General features: G+C 71.7%; 14 protein-coding genes and 1 pseudogene. 11 read left to right on the top strand and 4 right to left on the bottom strand.

Going from position 1 to position 15,523, the window contains the following annotated elements:
* The first annotated feature begins 4 nt into the window (after positions 1-4).
* From G3I60_RS07605 to G3I60_RS07570, 8 genes are all read left to right on the top strand, one after another.
* Positions 5-538, top strand: coding sequence for an FcoT family thioesterase (locus G3I60_RS07605; protein ID WP_164293446.1), 534 nt, complete (start codon positions 5-7; stop codon positions 536-538).
* 72 nt (positions 539-610) lie between these two features.
* Positions 611-2,218 carry a long-chain-fatty-acid--CoA ligase gene (locus tag G3I60_RS07600; RefSeq protein WP_343240923.1) on the top strand — a complete coding sequence of 536 codons (1,608 nt, stop codon included), beginning with the start codon at positions 611-613 and terminating at the stop codon, positions 2,216-2,218.
* 42 nt (positions 2,219-2,260) lie between these two features.
* Positions 2,261-2,560: a phosphopantetheine attachment domain protein gene (locus G3I60_RS07595; protein WP_164293447.1), complete on the top strand. Its 300-nt coding sequence runs from the start codon at positions 2,261-2,263 to the stop codon at positions 2,558-2,560.
* On the top strand, positions 2,547-7,031 hold the full coding sequence (locus G3I60_RS07590) for a non-ribosomal peptide synthetase (RefSeq protein ID WP_164293448.1): 4,485 nt from the start codon (positions 2,547-2,549) through the stop codon (positions 7,029-7,031). Before G3I60_RS07595 ends, G3I60_RS07590 begins: the two co-directional genes overlap by 14 nt.
* Positions 7,032-7,121: 90 nt before the next feature.
* A complete protein-coding gene (locus G3I60_RS07585) occupies positions 7,122-8,186 on the top strand; it encodes an ABC transporter substrate-binding protein (protein WP_164293449.1) in 1,065 nt (354 codons plus the stop codon).
* Positions 8,187-8,280: 94 nt separating this feature from the next.
* Positions 8,281-9,246 (top strand): iron ABC transporter permease, encoded by a 966-nt coding sequence (locus G3I60_RS07580; protein ID WP_203672474.1) that lies wholly within the window; start codon positions 8,281-8,283, stop codon positions 9,244-9,246.
* The gene (locus G3I60_RS07575) at positions 9,243-10,043 is read left to right on the top strand and encodes an ABC transporter ATP-binding protein (protein ID WP_164293451.1); all 801 of its coding nucleotides are present in this window, start codon (positions 9,243-9,245) and stop codon (positions 10,041-10,043) included. Before G3I60_RS07580 ends, G3I60_RS07575 begins: the two co-directional genes overlap by 4 nt.
* 155 nt (positions 10,044-10,198) lie before the next feature.
* Complete coding sequence (locus tag G3I60_RS07570; RefSeq protein WP_138352571.1) at positions 10,199-11,242, top strand: alpha/beta fold hydrolase; 1,044 nt, start codon at positions 10,199-10,201, stop codon at positions 11,240-11,242.
* A 121-nt stretch (positions 11,243-11,363) separates the two neighbouring features.
* On the opposite strand, the pseudogene G3I60_RS07565 reads toward G3I60_RS07570, so the two are convergent.
* The 3 genes and pseudogenes from G3I60_RS07565 to G3I60_RS07555 form a co-directional block, all read right to left on the bottom strand.
* Positions 11,364-11,637 (bottom strand): annotated as a pseudogene (locus tag G3I60_RS07565) (helix-turn-helix domain-containing protein).
* A 299-nt stretch (positions 11,638-11,936) separates the two neighbouring features.
* Positions 11,937-12,182 (bottom strand): hypothetical protein, encoded by a 246-nt coding sequence (locus G3I60_RS07560; RefSeq protein WP_138352572.1) that lies wholly within the window; start codon positions 12,180-12,182, stop codon positions 11,937-11,939.
* A gap of 115 nt (positions 12,183-12,297) precedes the next feature.
* Positions 12,298-12,501, bottom strand: coding sequence for a hypothetical protein (locus G3I60_RS07555; protein WP_164293452.1), 204 nt, complete (start codon positions 12,499-12,501; stop codon positions 12,298-12,300).
* Between the two features lie 265 nt (positions 12,502-12,766).
* On the opposite strand from G3I60_RS07555, the gene G3I60_RS07550 reads away from it, so the two are divergent.
* Together G3I60_RS07550 and G3I60_RS07545 are read left to right on the top strand one after the other, a co-directional pair.
* Positions 12,767-13,156 carry a hypothetical protein gene (locus G3I60_RS07550; protein ID WP_164293453.1) on the top strand — a complete coding sequence of 130 codons (390 nt, stop codon included), beginning with the start codon at positions 12,767-12,769 and terminating at the stop codon, positions 13,154-13,156.
* A gap of 67 nt (positions 13,157-13,223) precedes the next feature.
* Positions 13,224-13,412, top strand: a complete 189-nt coding sequence (locus G3I60_RS07545; RefSeq protein WP_164293454.1) for a hypothetical protein — start codon at positions 13,224-13,226, stop codon at positions 13,410-13,412.
* A 120-nt stretch (positions 13,413-13,532) separates the two neighbouring features.
* Here G3I60_RS07545 and G3I60_RS07540 read toward each other — a convergent pair whose 3' ends face one another.
* A complete protein-coding gene (locus G3I60_RS07540; protein WP_164293455.1) occupies positions 13,533-13,889 on the bottom strand; it encodes a beta-1,3-glucanase family protein in 357 nt (118 codons plus the stop codon).
* A 190-nt stretch (positions 13,890-14,079) separates the two neighbouring features.
* Between G3I60_RS07540 and G3I60_RS07535 the strand changes: the two genes are divergently transcribed.
* The gene (locus tag G3I60_RS07535; protein ID WP_164293456.1) at positions 14,080-15,390 is read left to right on the top strand and encodes an ABC transporter substrate-binding protein; all 1,311 of its coding nucleotides are present in this window, start codon (positions 14,080-14,082) and stop codon (positions 15,388-15,390) included.
* Positions 15,391-15,523 lie beyond the last annotated feature (133 nt).

The raw sequence follows: 15,523 nt of genomic DNA, 5'->3' as shown, positions 1-15,523 counted from the left end.
CGCGATGACCTTCTTCGCCACCGACACCGAACTCCTGTCGCAGGTACTGCGGCCTTACAAGGCGAATTGCCGTTATCTCCAGTCCGCCGAGGTCACCGCGGAGAACGGCCGGGTGTCGGCCGTGTGTGAATTCTCCATCGACGAGTCCTGCTACATCGACGACACCGGGCACCTCAACGCGGTCGAAGTGAACATCAGCTACAACCAGATGATGTATTACGTGGTTGCCAAATCCGTCAAGGAGGGGCTGCTGGCGGAATTCAGCTCCTGGACGCTGGAGGACTACTGGCGGCACCAGCTGCCCGACATCCTCATCGCCCGGTTCGGCGGGAGTTTCCGGCGTCCCATCAACGCCCGTGCCTTCTCGGGGGAGTTCGCATTCCTCGCGGTGGACCGGCGCTCACCCGGCGGCGGTGCTCCGCTGATCATCGCGGACACCTCCTACCGGTACTGGGACGCGGCGGGCGGCCGCTGTGACGGCGAGGTGAAGCTCGCCTTCGTCAACGCCTTCGACGAAGCCGCCGTCGGCACGTCCTGAAGGCCCCCTGAAACCGCCGCGCGCCGCCGTCCTGTCCAGCGGCGGCGCGCGGCCCCGGAAAGGACAGTGGCTGTGAGCACCGTGGGTCGTCCGCAGGACGACGAGAACCCGTACTACCCGTTCCTGCGGACGCTGTGGGAGACCGCCGCCTTCCACGCCGCCCAGCGGCCGGAGACCCCGGCCGTGCGCTGCGGGGACCGCACGCTCACCTACGGCGAACTGCACCGGGAGAGCAACCGCGTCGCCCACGCGATCCGGGCCGCGGGCCTGGCGCCGGGCGCGCGGGTCGCTTACCTCGGCCGGGAGTCCGAGCACTACTACGTGATCCTCTTCGCGTGTGCCAAGAGCGAGACGGTACTGGTGCCGGTCAACTGGCGGCTCACCGCTCCCGAGGTGAGTCATATCCTCCAGGACTCGGCGAGTGAACTTCTCTTCCTGGAGGGTGAGTTCGGCCCGGTCGTCGACCGGATGCCGACCGATCCGCCGGGAACGGTGGTCCTGCTCAGCGGTGCTCCCGACGGTGACCGGCCGGAGTACCGGTCCTGGAAGGACGCGCAGCCCGACACCGATCCGCACCCCGGATCGGGCCCCGACGACGCCATCGCCCAGCTCTACACCAGCGGAACCACCGGACTGCCCAAGGGAGTCGTCCTCGCGCACCGCAGCTTCTTCGCCGTCCGGGACGCGCTGGCCGGCGAGGGTCTGGATTGGATCGACTGGCGGACCGGCGACATGGCCCTGGTCGGTATACCCGGCTTCCACGTCGGCGGCCTGTGGTGGGCCACCCAGAACTTCAACGCCGGGGTCACGGTGGTGGCGATGCGCGCCTTCTCCGCCCCCGACGCGGTCGCCCTCATCCGGGACCTCGGTATCACCACCGCCTGCGTGGTGCCCGCGATGCTGCGCATGATCCTCGCAGAACCCGGAGTGACACCGGGGGACTTCGGCACTCTGCGGAAGATCGTCTACGGCGGTTCGCCGATCTCCGAGGCGCTGCTGGAGGAGAGCCTGGCGATGTTCGGCAGCGACTTCGCCCAGATCTACGGTCTGACCGAGACCGGCAACACGGCGGTGTGCCTGCCGCCCGCCGCCCATGTGCCGGGCGGGGCACGGATGAAGGCCGCCGGACGGCCCTACCCGGGCATCGGCTGCAAGGTGATCGACGACAAGGGCGAACCGCTGCCGCCCGGTGCCGTCGGCGAGGTGTGCCTGGCCACTCCGGCCCGCATGCTGGAGTACTGGGGCCTGCCCGACAAGACCCGCGAGACGCTCGTCGACGGCTGGGTGCACACCGGTGACGCCGGGTACCTGGACGACGAGGGCTATGTCTTCATCAGCGACCGCATCAAGGACGCCGTCATCGTGGCCGGCGAGAACGTCTACCCGGCCGAGATCGAGTCGGCGCTGGAAGCACACCCGGGTGTCGCGGAAGCGGTGATCGTCGGGGCGCCGGACGAGCGCTGGGGCGAGAGCGTCCGGGCCTTCGTCGTCGCCGTCCCGGGTCAGGAGCCGCCGAAACCCCGGGATCTGCACCGCTTCCTGGTGGAACGGCTGGCCGCGTTCAAGCTGCCCGCAACCTACGAGTTCATCGACCACGTGCCCCGCAATCCGAGCGGCAAGATCCTGCGCCGGGAGCTGCGTGACCGCTTCTGGGGCGACGCCCGGCGCAAGGTCAACTGACCCGGCGCCCGCGACGCCCCGCGTGACTTCGAGAGAGACCACATGACTGTGCCTGAGCCCCTGACGCCCTCAACGTCCCCGACACCCCCGACGCCGCTCACCCTCGCGGACTTCCGTGCCGACCTGGCCGAGTTCCTCCACCAGCAGCCCGACGAGGTCGACCTGGAGGAGAACCCGCTCTACGCCGGCCTGGACTCGCTGCGCATCGTCACCCTCGCCGAGCGCTGGCGCGCGGCCGGGTCCGAGGTCAGCTTCGTCGAACTGGCGGAACGCACCTCGTTCGCCCAGTGGTGGCAGCTGCTGTCGGACCGGCAGTCCGGAGGCGAACGTGCCGACGCCTGACCACCGCACCGCGCCCGGGGGCCGCCGGGCCCTGCTCACCGCGCAGGAGGGCATCTGGACCGGCCATCAGCTCGACGCGGAGAGCCCCGCGTACAACACCGCCGAATACGTGCAGATCCACGGGCCGGTGGACGTGGCGGCGTTCGACAAGGCCCTGCACCATGTCGTCGGCGAGGTCGAGGCGCTGAACGTACGGTTCGTCGAGATGGACGGCCGGCCGTGGGAGATCGCGGTGCCCGCCGTGGACTGGCGCCTGCACACCGCGGACCTGACCGCCGAGCCGGACCCGCGGGCCGCCGCCACCGCCTGGATGGAGCGCGATCTGGCCCGCCCGGTGGATCTCGCCCACGACCCCGTCTTCGGGCACGCCCTGCTGCAGACCGGACCCGGGGAGTTCCTCTGGTACCACCGCGTCCACCACATCGCGCTCGACGGCTTCGGCCTGTCGCTCGTCGCCCGCCGTGTCGCGGACGTCTACACGGCGCTGGCCCAGGGCACACCTCTGGGGGAGAGCGGCTTCGGCACCCTGGAGTCGGTCTTCGAGGAGGACCGGGCCTATCTGGCGTCGAAGCGGCGGGAGACCGACGGCGCCTATTGGACCCGGCGGTTCGCGGACCGCCCGGCGGTCCCCAGCCTCGCCGACCGTTCCGCACTGCCCGCCCGCACCTTCCGGCGCCGGGTGACCGACCTCGGCGCTGCGGAGACCGAAGCGCTGCGCGCGGTCGCCCGCGAGCTCTCCGTCACCTGGTCCGATGTGGTGCTCGCGGTCACCGCCGGGTACCTCGGCCACGTGTCGGGCGAGCCCGAAGTGGTGCTGAGCCTGCCCGCGATGGGCCGGCTCGGCTCGGTGTCGCTGCGCGTACCGAGCATGGTCCGCAACGTCCTGCCGCTGCGGATCGCGGTCGGCGACGGCGACACGCTGCGCGACCTGGCCACCCGCGTCTCGGCGGAGCTGCGCGCCGGGCTCCCGCACCAGCGCTACCGGTACGAGCACCTGCGCCGGGAACTCAAGCTGGTCGGCGGCAAGCGCCGCTTGTCGGGACCCGGCGTCAACATCATGCCGTTCGAGTACGACCTGCGTTTCGCGGGGCACCGCAGCACCGTCCACAACGTGTCGGCGGGACCGGTCGACGACCTGTCCGTCAACGTCTACGACCGGGCCGAGGGCGCGGGTCTGCGGTTCGCCTTCGACGCGCACCCGGAGCTGTACAGCGAGACCGAACTCGCCCGGCACCAGTACGCGGTGCTGGCTCTGCTGAACGACGCGACGGACGCACCGGACCGCCCATTGGGCGAACTGGGGACCCGCCGGACCACCCGGCCCGCCAGGACCGCGGTGACCCTCGACGGGGGGCCGCTGCCCCGCCCCGCGCGTCCCGTCCTCGACCTGATCGCCGAGCACGCCGCCACCCGCGGGGACGCGACCGCCGTCGAGTTCGACGGCGCCACGCTCAGCTACGCCGGACTGCTGGCCGCCGCGCACGGCGTGGCCGGCCGGCTCGCCGATGCGGGCACCGCTCCCGGAGACCTGGTGATCGTCGCGCTGCCGCGTGGGATCGAGGCGGCCACCGCCATTCTCGGAGTCCTCCTCGCGGGCGCCGCCTACTGCCCGGTGGACCCCGGCGCTCCGGCCGCGCGGATCGGGACGCTGCGCGCCGAGTCCGGGGCACGGGCCGTCCTCACCACGGCGCGGTACGCCGACCGGTTCGCGGGCGGCGGCCTGCCGCAACTGCTGCTGGACGGGCCGGATGCTGTGGACAAAACGGGTTCCGCAGCTTCCGTTCCGGACCCCGACCCGCACCGGCTCGCCTACGTCATCCACACCTCCGGCTCCACCGGCCGGCCCAAGGGCGTGGAGATCAGCCACGCCGCGCTGGCTCATTTCGTGGCAGGGGCGACCGACCGGTACGGGATCGGCGCGGAGGACCGCGTCCTGCAGTTCGCGCCGCTGCACTTCGACGCGAGCGTGGAGGAGATCTTCCTGACGCTCTGCGCCGGAGCCGCGCTCGTGGTGCGCACCGACGCGATGACCGAGTCCGTTCCGGTGCTGTCGCGGTCGTGCGAGCGGCTGGGGATCACCGTTCTCGACCTGCCGACGGCGTACTGGCACGAGCTGTCGTACGCGGTCTCGACCGGGGCCGCGGAACTTCCGTCAGGGTTGCGGACCGTCATCATCGGTGGCGAGGCGGCGCTACCCGAGCGGGTGGACCGCTGGCGGGATGCCGTCGGGTCCTCGGTGCGGCTGTTCAACACCTACGGGCCGACGGAGGCGACTGTCGTGGCCACCGTGGCGGAGCTGCACGCGCCGGAACTGGCGCGCGGGGACGTCCCGATCGGACGCCCGCTGGCCGGCACGAGGGCCGTTGTCGTCACCTCGCCCGCGAACGACGGCAGCGTGGATTCCGCCACCGGCGAGCTGTACCTCGTCGGCGGGTCCCTCGCCCGGGGCTACCGGGGCGGTGCGGGCGCCGACGACTCCCGGTTCCAGCCGCTGCCGGAGCTGCCGGACCGGCCGCGTGCGTACCGGACCGGCGACCTCGTACGGCTCGGAGCGGACGGACAGCTGCGGTTCGTGGGGCGGGCTGACGGTGAGTTCAAGATCAGCGGGCACCGGGTGCAGCCCGCCGAGGTCGAGACCGTCCTGCTCACACATCAGGGGATACGGGAGACGGCAGTCGTCGGGCAGGTGCTGCCGGACGGTACGCGGCGGCTCGTCGCGCATGTCGTCGCCGACGCGCCGGCACCGGCAGCCGCCGAGGTGCGTGAGCATCTGCGGGCGACCCTGCCCGCCGCGATGATCCCGTCCGCCGTCGTCTTCACCGACCGGCTGCCCCGCACGGGCGCGGGCAAGATCGACCGCAACGCGCTCGCGGCGCCAGTTGTGGCGGAGCCCGCCCTGCCGGCCCCCGACGGGGTCGGCGACGTGACCGTCAACCGTACGGAGCAGGTCATCATCGCCGCCTGGGCGCGGATCCTGGGCACCGCGGACATCTCCCCGCAGGACGACTTCTTCGACCTCGGCGCCCAGTCCCTGCAGGCGATCCAGGTCGCCAACCGGCTCGGTGTGGAGCTGGAGACCGATGTACGCGTCGCCTGGCTCTTCACGTACCCCACGGCCGCCGAACTCGCCCGTCATCTGGACGATCAGCGCGGCCCGACCGGAACCGAAACCATGTCGAGCGGATCGCTACCGGACGCCGTCCTCGCCGACGCCGTCCTCGCCGACGCCGTCCTCGACGACGACATCACCGTCCGTCCCGTCGACGAGCCCACCCCAGAGTCCGCCGCAGGGCCCGCCGCCGTGGCCGTAGCGCCGCCGCGCCGGGTGCTGCTCACCGGGGCGACCGGCTTCGTGGGGGCCCAGCTGCTCACCGAACTGCTGACGGCCACCGAGGCGGACGTCGTCTGCCTGGTGCGGGCCGAGGACCGGGCGGCGGCCGAGGACCGGATCCGCCGGGCCCTCGAGGAGCAGGAACTGACCCTGCCGCCCGGATCCGAGCGCCGCGTCATCGCCGAGCCGGGCGATCTCGCCCGGCCGCTGCTCGGGCTCACCGAGGCACGTTTCGCGGAGCTGGCGGCCGGCTGCGACGCGATCTACCACAACGCGGCGACCGTCAGCATCATGCGCGAGTACGCCAGCCTGCGTGGGCCCAATGTGGAGTCCACCCGGCAGCTGTTGCGGATGGCCGCGGCCCGTTCGACACCGTTCCATCTCGTCTCCACCCTGTCCGTCGCACCGCCCGCCGGAGCGAGCCCCGAGGTCGCGGAGACGTTCCTGCCCCCGCACCCGGGCCTCGTCCACGGCTATCAGCAGTCCAAGTGGGCCTCGGAGCGGCTGGTGGAACAGGCCGCGGAACGCGGGCTGCCCGTCACGGTGCACCGGCTCGGCCGGGTCGTCGGCGCGGCCGGCACCGGCTACGTCAACGAGCGCGACTTCCTGTGGAGCGTGCTGCGCGCCGGCATCCCGGCCGGCATCGTGCCCGACCTGTTCGAGGCCGAGGTGTGGACGCCGGTCGACTACGTGGCCCGGGCCGTCGTACAGCTGTCCTCCGGCGTGACGGCGGCCGCTCCGGCGGAGCGGCCGGTGTACAACTACGCCCCGGTGCCGACCGTCCGGCTGGCCGACATCTACTCCTGGACACGGGAGTTCGGCTATCCGGTGGAGCGCATGCCCCTGGCGAGGTGGCGGGCGGAACTGCCCCGCGCCGCCGACGTGGCGACCACGACCCTGGCGTTCTTCGACTCCTGGAACGGTGACGACGACACGGTGGCCGAGAGCGCGGAACCCGAGTTGGGGCTGGGCCGGGTCGTCGCCGACAACCTGCTGAGCGGGCTCGACGGCAGCGGGATCTCCTGCCCGCCCGTCGACCGGGCGCTGGTCTTCCGCTACCTGGAGCGCTGCGTCGCCACGGGCGCGCTGCCGCCGCCCGTTCAGTGGCGGAACCGCATCCCGCGCCAGACCCGCCGCTGATCCGGAAGATCTGATGCACGGCATCCGGGAACCCGGGCGGACTCCGCTCCGACTACTGAAGCGGAGTCCGCACCACCCTGAGGAGCCCGCATGTCATGGAAACGGCCAACCGCCGCATTCGCGGTCGGAGCACTCTGTCTGGCCACCGCCGCCTGTGGCACCTCGTCAGGGACGGCGGCGAGCGCGGGGAAAGCGGAACCACCGGGGCCCGGCTATCCGGTGACCGTCACCGACTGCGGGCAGACCACCACGTACACCAAGGCGCCGAGCCGGGTCGTCGTCATGAACGGCGCGTCCGTCGCCGAGGTGTCCTCGATGCTCGCCCTCGGGCTCGGTGACCGCATCGTCGCCAACGCCCAGTCCTACGGCATGTCGGAGGTGCCTGGGCGTGTCCAGGCGATCGCGAAGCTGCCCACCGGGGGAGTGAAGCTCAACGACATCCAGGACATCCCGCGCGAGGCGATGCTCAACCTCCGCCCGGACTTCGTGCTGTCCACCACCGGGTTCGGCTTCGACCCCAAGAACGGCTACGCCACCCGCAAGGACCTCGCGTCGATCGGCGCGCACACCTACATGCCGGTCAAGGGCTGCGACGACGCCAGCTCCGTCAAGGGCCCGCCGTCCATCGACGACAGCTACTCGATGCTGCGCGACCTCGGCACGATCTTCGGCGTCAGCGCCCGCGCCGAGAAGCTGATCGCGGACTCCCGCGCGCGCATCGCCGCCATCGGCGCGAAGGTCACCACCAAGCTCAAGGCGTCGGCCGGCACCGCGCAGCCGTCGAAGGTGATGGTGATCTTCTCCAACATGTCGATGGGCGCGAACGAGTTCAGCTCGATCGCGGGCGTCGGCATCTGGAACGACATCCTCGCCAAGGCCGCGGGATCCAACGCGTTCGCCTCCGTCACCAGCAACTCCTTCGCCGACCTCAGCAAGGAGAAGGTCGCCGCCGCGCAGGTGGACGCGGTCGTCGTCGTCAGCTATCACGACCCGGATCCGGACGCCTACGCGCGCAAGCTGTTCGCGCAGTTCCCGCAGTGGAACGCCGCCCGGGACAAGAGATTCACCGTCCTGTCCGACTCCATCTATCTCGGACCGAGCAACGACATCGCCGTCGAGCGCATCGCCCGGATACTGCACCCCGACGCCCTCTGACGCGCCGCAGATGACCCCACGCGCGCTCAGTCCCCGCTCCCCGCTGTCCGTCCTGGTGCTCCTGCCCGTCCTCCTCGCGCTGCTGGTCCTGGTGATGATGGTGGCCGTGGGCATCGGAGCCGTGAACGTGCCGCTCGGGGACATCTGGCACATCGTCCTCGCCCACCTGGGCGGTGGCAGCTACGCCGGCGATCCCGTCCAGGACCAGATCGTCTGGAACTTCCGCATCCCCCGGGTGGTCCTCGCCGCGCTCGCGGGCGGCGGCCTCGCCGTCGCCGGAGTCGTGCTGCAGGCGGTCGTCGCCAACCCACTGGCCGACCCCTATGTCCTGGGGGTCTCCTCCGGGGCGTCGCTCGGCGCGGTGCTGGTCATGACACTGACCACCGGCGCCCTCGGCGGCCTCGGCGTCTCCTCGGCGGCGTTCGCCGGGGCCGTGGCGGCCGTCGCGCTCGTCTTCCTCCTCGGACAGCGCGGCGGCCGGCTGGCGCCCACCCGGCTGGTCCTGTCCGGTGTCGCCATCGGCTATCTGTTCCTCGCGGCCACCAGTTATCTGCAGCTGCGGGCCACCCCCAACGAGCTGCGCTCGGTGATGTTCTGGATGCTCGGCAGCGTCGCCGGGGCGCAGTGGAGCCAACTGCCGCTGGTGAGCGGCGCGGTGCTCGGAACGACCGTGGTCCTCGCGCTGTACGGACGGCAGCTGAACGCGCTGCTGGCGGGGGACGAGTCCGCGACGGCGCTCGGGGTGGAGGTGCACCGGCTGCGGGCCGCGCTGCTGGTGCTGTCCTCCCTGCTGACCGGCACCATCATCGCGGTCGCGGGCGGTATCGGCTTCGTCGGCCTGATGATCCCGCACCTCGTGCGGCTCGCCGTCGGCGCCGATCACCGCAGGCTGCTCCCGCTCGCCGCGGTGACCGGTGCGATCTACCTCGTCGTCGTCGATCTCCTGTCCCGCACCCTGGACCGGCCCAACGAACTGCCGCTCGGCATCCTCACCGCCCTCTTCGGCGCACCGTTCTTCCTGTGGCTGCTGCGGCGGAACAAGAGCTTGGATTCCGTATGAGACTCAGCGTCGACCAGCTCGACATCACCCTGGACCGCCGGCCCATCCTCCGGAACGTGTGCCTGGAGGTGGGCCCGGGCGAGATCGTCGGACTCGTCGGGCCCAACGGCAGCGGCAAGTCCACGCTGCTGCGCGCCGTCTACCGCTCGCTGCGGCCGGAGGGCGGGGCGGTACGGGTCGACGGGGACGACATCTGGACGATCCCCGCCCGCGCCGCCGCCCGCCGCACCGCCGCGGTCCTCCAGGACGTGGGCCATGCGACAGGGCTGTGCGTCCGGGAGATCGTGGCGCTGGGCCGCACACCGCACCACGGACTGCTCGGCCGGGACGGCCCCGAGGACCACGAGGCGGTCGACCGGGCGCTGGACCAGTGCGGCGCCCGACCGCTGGCCGACCGTGACTTCGCCTCGCTCTCCGGCGGCGAACGGCAACGGGTGCTGCTGGCCCGCGCGCTGGCCCAGCGCCCGCACCTGCTCGTCCTCGACGAGCTCACCAACCATCTCGACATCCGCGCGCGCTTCGAACTGCTCTCCCTGATCCGCGCCATCGGCACCACCACGCTGGCCGTCCTGCACGACCTGGATCTCGCCGTCCGGCTCTGCGACCACCTCGTCGTCCTCCAGCAGGGCGCCGTGGTCGCGGCCGGCCCGGTGCTGGACGTGCTCACCCCGGCGGTGCTCCGCGACGTCTTCGGCGTCGCGGCGAGCGCGGACCGGCACGCCGACGGGGTCGTGCGGATCGTCTACGCCGCCGACCCGCTCGCACTGCAACTCGTCGAACGGGCCGCCGCCGGGTGATCCGCTCTCTCACGAGAATCTCCGGGGGAGCGGGCGTTGTTGCGGCGGGGAAACCTTCCGGAAACCCCGCGCGCGGCGGGCGTTCCTACGCTCGGTGCAGGTGCGGTACGCCCGGTCGGCACGCACATCGGCACGGTGAACAGGGAGGCGGGCCCATGAGCGGAACCTTCAGGGCGAGTCACCGTGAGGACCGGCTCCGCCCGGTGTCCCTCCCGGACGTCGAACTGCGCCACCATGTCGTGCACGGCTACCGCAGGGCCTACCGGATCGCCGGGGAGGGCCCGGCCATCCTGCTCATCCACGGCATCGGCGACTCCTCCGCCACCTGGGCGGACCTCATCCCCGGGCTGGCCCGCCACAACACCGTCATCGCCCCGGATCTGCTCGGCCACGGCGCCTCGGACAAGCCCCGCGCCGACTACTCGGTGGCCGCGTACGCGAACGGCATGCGCGATCTGCTCGGTGTCCTCGGCATCGAACGGGCCACCCTGATCGGCCACTCCCTCGGCGGCGGTGTGGCGATGCAGTTCGCGTACCAGTTCCCCGAGCGCACGGAACGGCTGGTGCTGGTCAGCACCGGTGGAGTGGGCAGGGAGGTCAACCCCGTGCTGCGCGCGGTCTCGCTGCCGGGGGCGGACCTGATGCTCTCGCTGCTCAAACTGCCCACCATGGGCCTGCAGACCCGCGCCTTCGTCCAGTTGATGAAGTTCCTGGACACCGATCTGGGCCAGGACGCGCCCGATCTGCTCAACCTGGTCGACGCCCTTCCCGACGCGACCTCCCGCAGTGCCTTCATCAGGACCCTGCGGGCGGTGGTCGACTGGCGGGGCCAGGTGGTCACCATGCTCGACCGCTGTTATCTGGTGCGGGGCATGCCCACCATGCTGCTGTGGGGATCGCGGGACAGCGTGCTGCCGGTACGGCACGCCCATGACGCGCACAGCGCGATGCCGGGCAGCCGGCTGGAGGTCTTCGAAGGGGCGGGCCACTTCCCCTTCCACACCGATCCCATCCGCTTCCTGGCGCTCGTCGAGAACTTCATCGCGACCACAGAACCGGGCAGTCTGAGCAGTGAGCAGTGGCGGGACCTGCTGCGTGCCGGCCGCCGGGGGGAAGCGACGACCGGTCCGGCGGGGAACGCGGCCGACCGCCTCACCGGGCGGGAGATCAGGGAAGCGAGCGAACGCAGCGCGACCTGAACCGGGTTGCCCGGTCCTGGCCCTTTCGGCCACGGCCCAGGGTCCGGGTGCTGGCGGGCGCGGCCCGTTTCGTACCCGGTGGCTGACGCGCGGCGCCCGCCGTCAGCGCCGCTCATGCGCGTCAATCGCGCAGTTCCGCGTCGATGGCGGACGCCATGAGCTCGCGTGCGTGTGCCAGCGGGAGCGAGCCGCTCAGCCAGCGGACGCTGAGGCCTTCCAGGAGTGCGGTCAGCCGCCCGGCGGACGATGAACTCCAGCGTCCGGCGGAGGACTCCGGCGCGGTCGGTGAAGTGGTAGTAGATCAGCGAGGTCGACACCCCCGCGTCGGCCGCGAGTTCTTCCACGCGCAGGCCGCGCACGCCACGCCGCGCGATGACGCGCGTGGCGGGAATGATCAGGGGTCGGGCGGGCAGCAGTCAGGGGGAGAGTGCGGGTGGGGCAGGAGGCGCCCCGGCCCCACCATGGAACTGCGCGGCCCGTACCGGAATCTCGGCAGCCGTCCCCCGTGCGCCGTAGCAACCGGCCGGGCCGCGCGCAGACCAGCACCGCCCGACTGGTTCCCGGGCGTGCCCCCGCCGGGCAGCGTTTGTGAGGGCGCTGCCCCGGCTCCGTCGGCCCCGCACTCACCCCCCTCGGGTGCGGGGCCGGCGCATGTCCCGAGCGGGCCCGGTCGGAGGCCCGTCGGGTCACACCGCTATCGGTGCCTGCTGCGGTCGGCGTCGGGCAGGTTGCACCACAGGTCGATCGTCGCGGACAGCTCCCGGGCCTGGGTGTCCGTACGGCGCTCGGCCTGTTCCGACGCCTCGGCGGCGGCATCGAGCGAGCCGAAACCCCGTACGAGGGCGATCAGGTCCTCGACCAGGCCCGGATCCTCGTCCTGGGCACGGGCGTGCGCGTGCAGGGCCTGCAGGATGGCGAGTTCGTCGTCTTCGGCGTCCATGTGCACAGTCTGCCGTGTGGGTCTGACACTCCGTAGGTTCTGCGGGCGCGCCGGACACCGTGCCTACCGGTGCCCCGCTCCGAGCGGCCGGCGGACCAGCGGTGATGCGAGCGGACTACCGCCTGGCGGCAGCCCTCGGTGTGCGTCGGGGCCGCGCCTGGGCCGGCGCCGCCGGGGGAGCGGCCTCTTCCTCGTCCTCGTCCAGGTCGTCGGGCTCGTCACCCAGGTCGGCCTGCTGGAAGGGGTCGGTCGACGGGATGGGCGAGGTGTGGGCCGCGACCGGCATGGAGGGATCAGGATTGGAGAACAGCGTGGTCATGGCACCTTCGTCGGGTTTCGCAAAACGGGGCCACCCGGAACGGACCAGACGGTGGCGATCGCGGCCTGAAATGGCGGCCGTCTCCTACCAGCATCCCACGTGGAGCGTTCCGCGTGGGTATCCGCAGCGGAACGGGCCCGTCACCCGGTGTGTGCCGTGGCTCACCGATTCGAATGAAACCGCAGGCCAAGCGGGGGACGCAGACCGCTTCCCGGTGATCGACGGACCGAATGCGGATAGGACCCGTGTCCAGGAGGTCTGATCCATGGGTGCCGTCTTCCCGTGCCGCCGCGCTCAGCGCCGCAGCGGGCGCGACGCTGCCCTGGACGCCCTGCTGGCCCTCCTCGCGCTGGTCCTGCTGGTGGGCGGGGCGCTGTCACCGGAGCTGATGGCCGACCGGGGAGCGCAGTCCAGGACGGCGGTCTCCGAGCCGCTGTCCACCGCGGGCGACGAGCACCCGGACGAGGCCGCCACCGCCGTACGGGCGGCGGCCCGGGCCCAGCGGGCCGCCGAGTCGTCGCGTGCGGTGCGCGACGCGACCCGCGGCGGTGTCCGTCCGGCCCTGGCCGCGCCGTCGCACCGCGACCCCGTGCCGGGCGACGGACGGCCGGGAGCGGGCCTCCTGGGGCTGAGCTGTGTGGTTCTGCGCTGCTGACCGGTCCAGGGGCCTTCCCGGCCCCGTTCCGCAGGCACACCCCCACTTCTCGTCCCGGAGGACCCCCATGCCCATCGACCCTTTCGTGGCCCTGAACGCCATGCTGCGCGCCGAGGTCACCCGCGCGGAAGTCACCCGCGCCGAGGTCACCCGCGCCGCCGCGCCGGAGTCCGAGCCCCGGCAGCCCGCCGCCCCTGACACGCACGACGCCCCCGAGCGCCCTTCTGCCACCCACACCCAGAGCGACGGCGCCTGACCGAGCCGTTCGACCGGAGCCGTTCGACCGGAGCCGTCCGACCGGCGACGTCCGACCGGCGACGTCCGACCGGCGGTGCCGGGCAGGCCTCGAAGCCTGCCCGGCACCGCCGGGGGTGGATCACCAGCCGATGCCGAGCGTCAGGGCGGTCGGCGGGTTCGCGTTGTTGAGGATCTGGACCGACGACTGGTCGTTGATGTCGTCGTACGGGAATCCGTAGGCCCGCTTGTTGATGCCGACGGTGTGGAAGAAGGCGGCGTAGTCGTTCTTGACGGCGCCGGTGTAGGAGGCGGACGGGGTGTACCAGGTGGTGGCGTCCAGTGCGACGCCACGGTTCAGCGCCGCGCAGAACTCCGCGCCGAGCTGCTTCTCGGTGTCACTGCCCGCGGCCGGCGCCCCGGCGCACGCCACCACGTCGGGCGAGGTGGGCTTGTTGAGCGTGAACGGGCCGACGCCGCGCCGGCGCTTGCCGACCACCCCGGCGGAGCACCCCGGGCAGGCGATGCGGACCGGCCGCGCTGACGGCCGTCAAGAATTCCCTCCTCGCCTCCGCGAGCCATTTCCGCTTCAACACTTGACGCCGACCCGATGTCCGGGCACTCTCCTGGCCATTGCTTGAGAGCGCTCTCAAGACATCACGTCCGTCCTGAAGCCATGGGAGGCTTCCATGCCCGTTGCCCGAGCCGCCAGACACGTCGCCATTCGATTCGGGGCGGTCGCACTGGCCGGGGCACTGCTCGCCGCCTGTGGATCCAGCTCCTCGGGGAGCAGTTCCGCGGACAGTGCCGACGGGGGCAAGGTCACGCTCACCGTCGACCTCTTCGGCACCTTCGGTTACAAGGAGGCCGGCCTCTACGCGGAGTACCAGAAGCTCCACCCGAATGTGACGATCAAGGAGAGCGACACCGAGAACGAGGCCGACTACTGGAAGGCGCTGCAGACCCGTCTCGCCGGCGGTGGCGGCCTCGCCGACGTGCAGGGGGTCGAGGTCGGCAGGATCGCCTCGGTGACCCAGCAGCAGGCCGACAAGTTCGAGGACCTGAGCGCTCTCGGCGCCAAGGACCTGCAGGCTCAGTTCTCGCAGTCCAAGTGGTCGGCCGCGACCGCGCCCGACGGGCGGGTGCTGGGCCTCGGTACCGACACCGGACCCGAGGCGATCTGCTACCGCTCCGACCTGTTCAAGGCGGCCGGGCTGCCCACCGACCGGGCCGAGCTCGCCAAGCAGTGGGCGACCTGGGACGGCTATCTCGCGCTGGGCAAGCAGTACGCCGCCAAGGCACCGGCCAAGAGCCACTGGATGGACAGCATCGCCAGCCTCTACTCGGTGATGGTCGGACAGCAGAAGGAGCGCTACTACGACGCGTCCGGCAAGTTGATCTACGACTCCAACCCCGCCGTGAAGACGGCCTGGAACGCCTCGGTCAAGGCCGCGCAGGACGGTCTGAGCGCCAAGCTCGCCCAGTGGGCCCCCGAGTGGAACCAGGCCTTCAGCAGCGGCTCCTTCGCCACCATCGCCTGCCCGGCCTGGATGCTGGGCTACATCAAGGGCCAGGCCGCCGACGCGGGCAAGGGCAAGTGGGACGTCGCGGCCCTGCCGGGCGGCGCGGGCAACTGGGGCGGCTCGTACCTGTCGATCCCCAAGGGTGCCAAGAACACCAAGGAGGCCTTCGACTTCATCAAGTGGATCACCGCCAAGGAGCAGCAGGCGAAGCTCTTCACCAAGCAGGGCAGCTTCCCCTCCAACCTCGGTGCGATCGACCTGGTAAAGGACGTGAAGGACCCCTACTTCAGCAACGCGCCCATCGGCACGGTCTTCGGCGCGGCCGCCGAGCAGGCGCCGGTGCAGGTGCCGGGGCTGCGCGACAACGATGTGAACACCCAGATCACCAACGCCCTGGGTGAGGTCGAGCGCAAGGGCACCTCGTCCGACGAGGCCTGGAGCCACGCGCAGAAGGGCGTGAAGAACGCCCTCGGCTGACCCGGACGGCCTGCCGTGCCGGGTCCGGACGCATCCACCTCCCCACGCCCGCGCCCGGACCCGGCGCACCACCACCGCCCCGTCGCCGTCACCCGCTCGCTCCCGGTACGACAGCACCGTTCCCCGATCCGAA

Origin of the sequence: Streptomyces sp. SID13666 (assembly GCF_010548325.1) — a bacterium.
GTDB classification, from domain to species: Bacteria; Actinomycetota; Actinomycetes; order Streptomycetales; family Streptomycetaceae; genus Actinacidiphila; species Actinacidiphila fildesensis.
This window is presented reverse-complemented; position numbering and strand designations above follow the sequence as displayed.

What these genes read in the sequence shown, in the direction of transcription:
- G3I60_RS07555 (WP_164293452.1), bottom strand. Translation starts at nt 12,501, where the DNA reads ATGACCACGCTGTTCTCCAATCCTGATCCCTCCATGCCGGTCGCGGCC.
- G3I60_RS07595 (WP_164293447.1), top strand. Translation starts at nt 2,261, where the DNA reads ATGACTGTGCCTGAGCCCCTGACGCCCTCAACGTCCCCGACACCCCCG.
- G3I60_RS07560 (WP_138352572.1), bottom strand. Translation starts at nt 12,182, where the DNA reads ATGGACGCCGAAGACGACGAACTCGCCATCCTGCAGGCCCTGCACGCG.
- G3I60_RS07580 (WP_203672474.1), top strand. Translation starts at nt 8,281, where the DNA reads ATGATGGTGGCCGTGGGCATCGGAGCCGTGAACGTGCCGCTCGGGGAC.
- G3I60_RS07570 (WP_138352571.1), top strand. Translation starts at nt 10,199, where the DNA reads ATGAGCGGAACCTTCAGGGCGAGTCACCGTGAGGACCGGCTCCGCCCG.
- G3I60_RS07545 (WP_164293454.1), top strand. Translation starts at nt 13,224, where the DNA reads ATGCCCATCGACCCTTTCGTGGCCCTGAACGCCATGCTGCGCGCCGAG.
- G3I60_RS07585 (WP_164293449.1), top strand. Translation starts at nt 7,122, where the DNA reads ATGTCATGGAAACGGCCAACCGCCGCATTCGCGGTCGGAGCACTCTGT.
- G3I60_RS07575 (WP_164293451.1), top strand. Translation starts at nt 9,243, where the DNA reads ATGAGACTCAGCGTCGACCAGCTCGACATCACCCTGGACCGCCGGCCC.
- G3I60_RS07550 (WP_164293453.1), top strand. Translation starts at nt 12,767, where the DNA reads ATGGGTGCCGTCTTCCCGTGCCGCCGCGCTCAGCGCCGCAGCGGGCGC.
- G3I60_RS07605 (WP_164293446.1), top strand. Translation starts at nt 5, where the DNA reads ATGACCTTCTTCGCCACCGACACCGAACTCCTGTCGCAGGTACTGCGG.
- G3I60_RS07535 (WP_164293456.1), top strand. Translation starts at nt 14,080, where the DNA reads ATGCCCGTTGCCCGAGCCGCCAGACACGTCGCCATTCGATTCGGGGCG.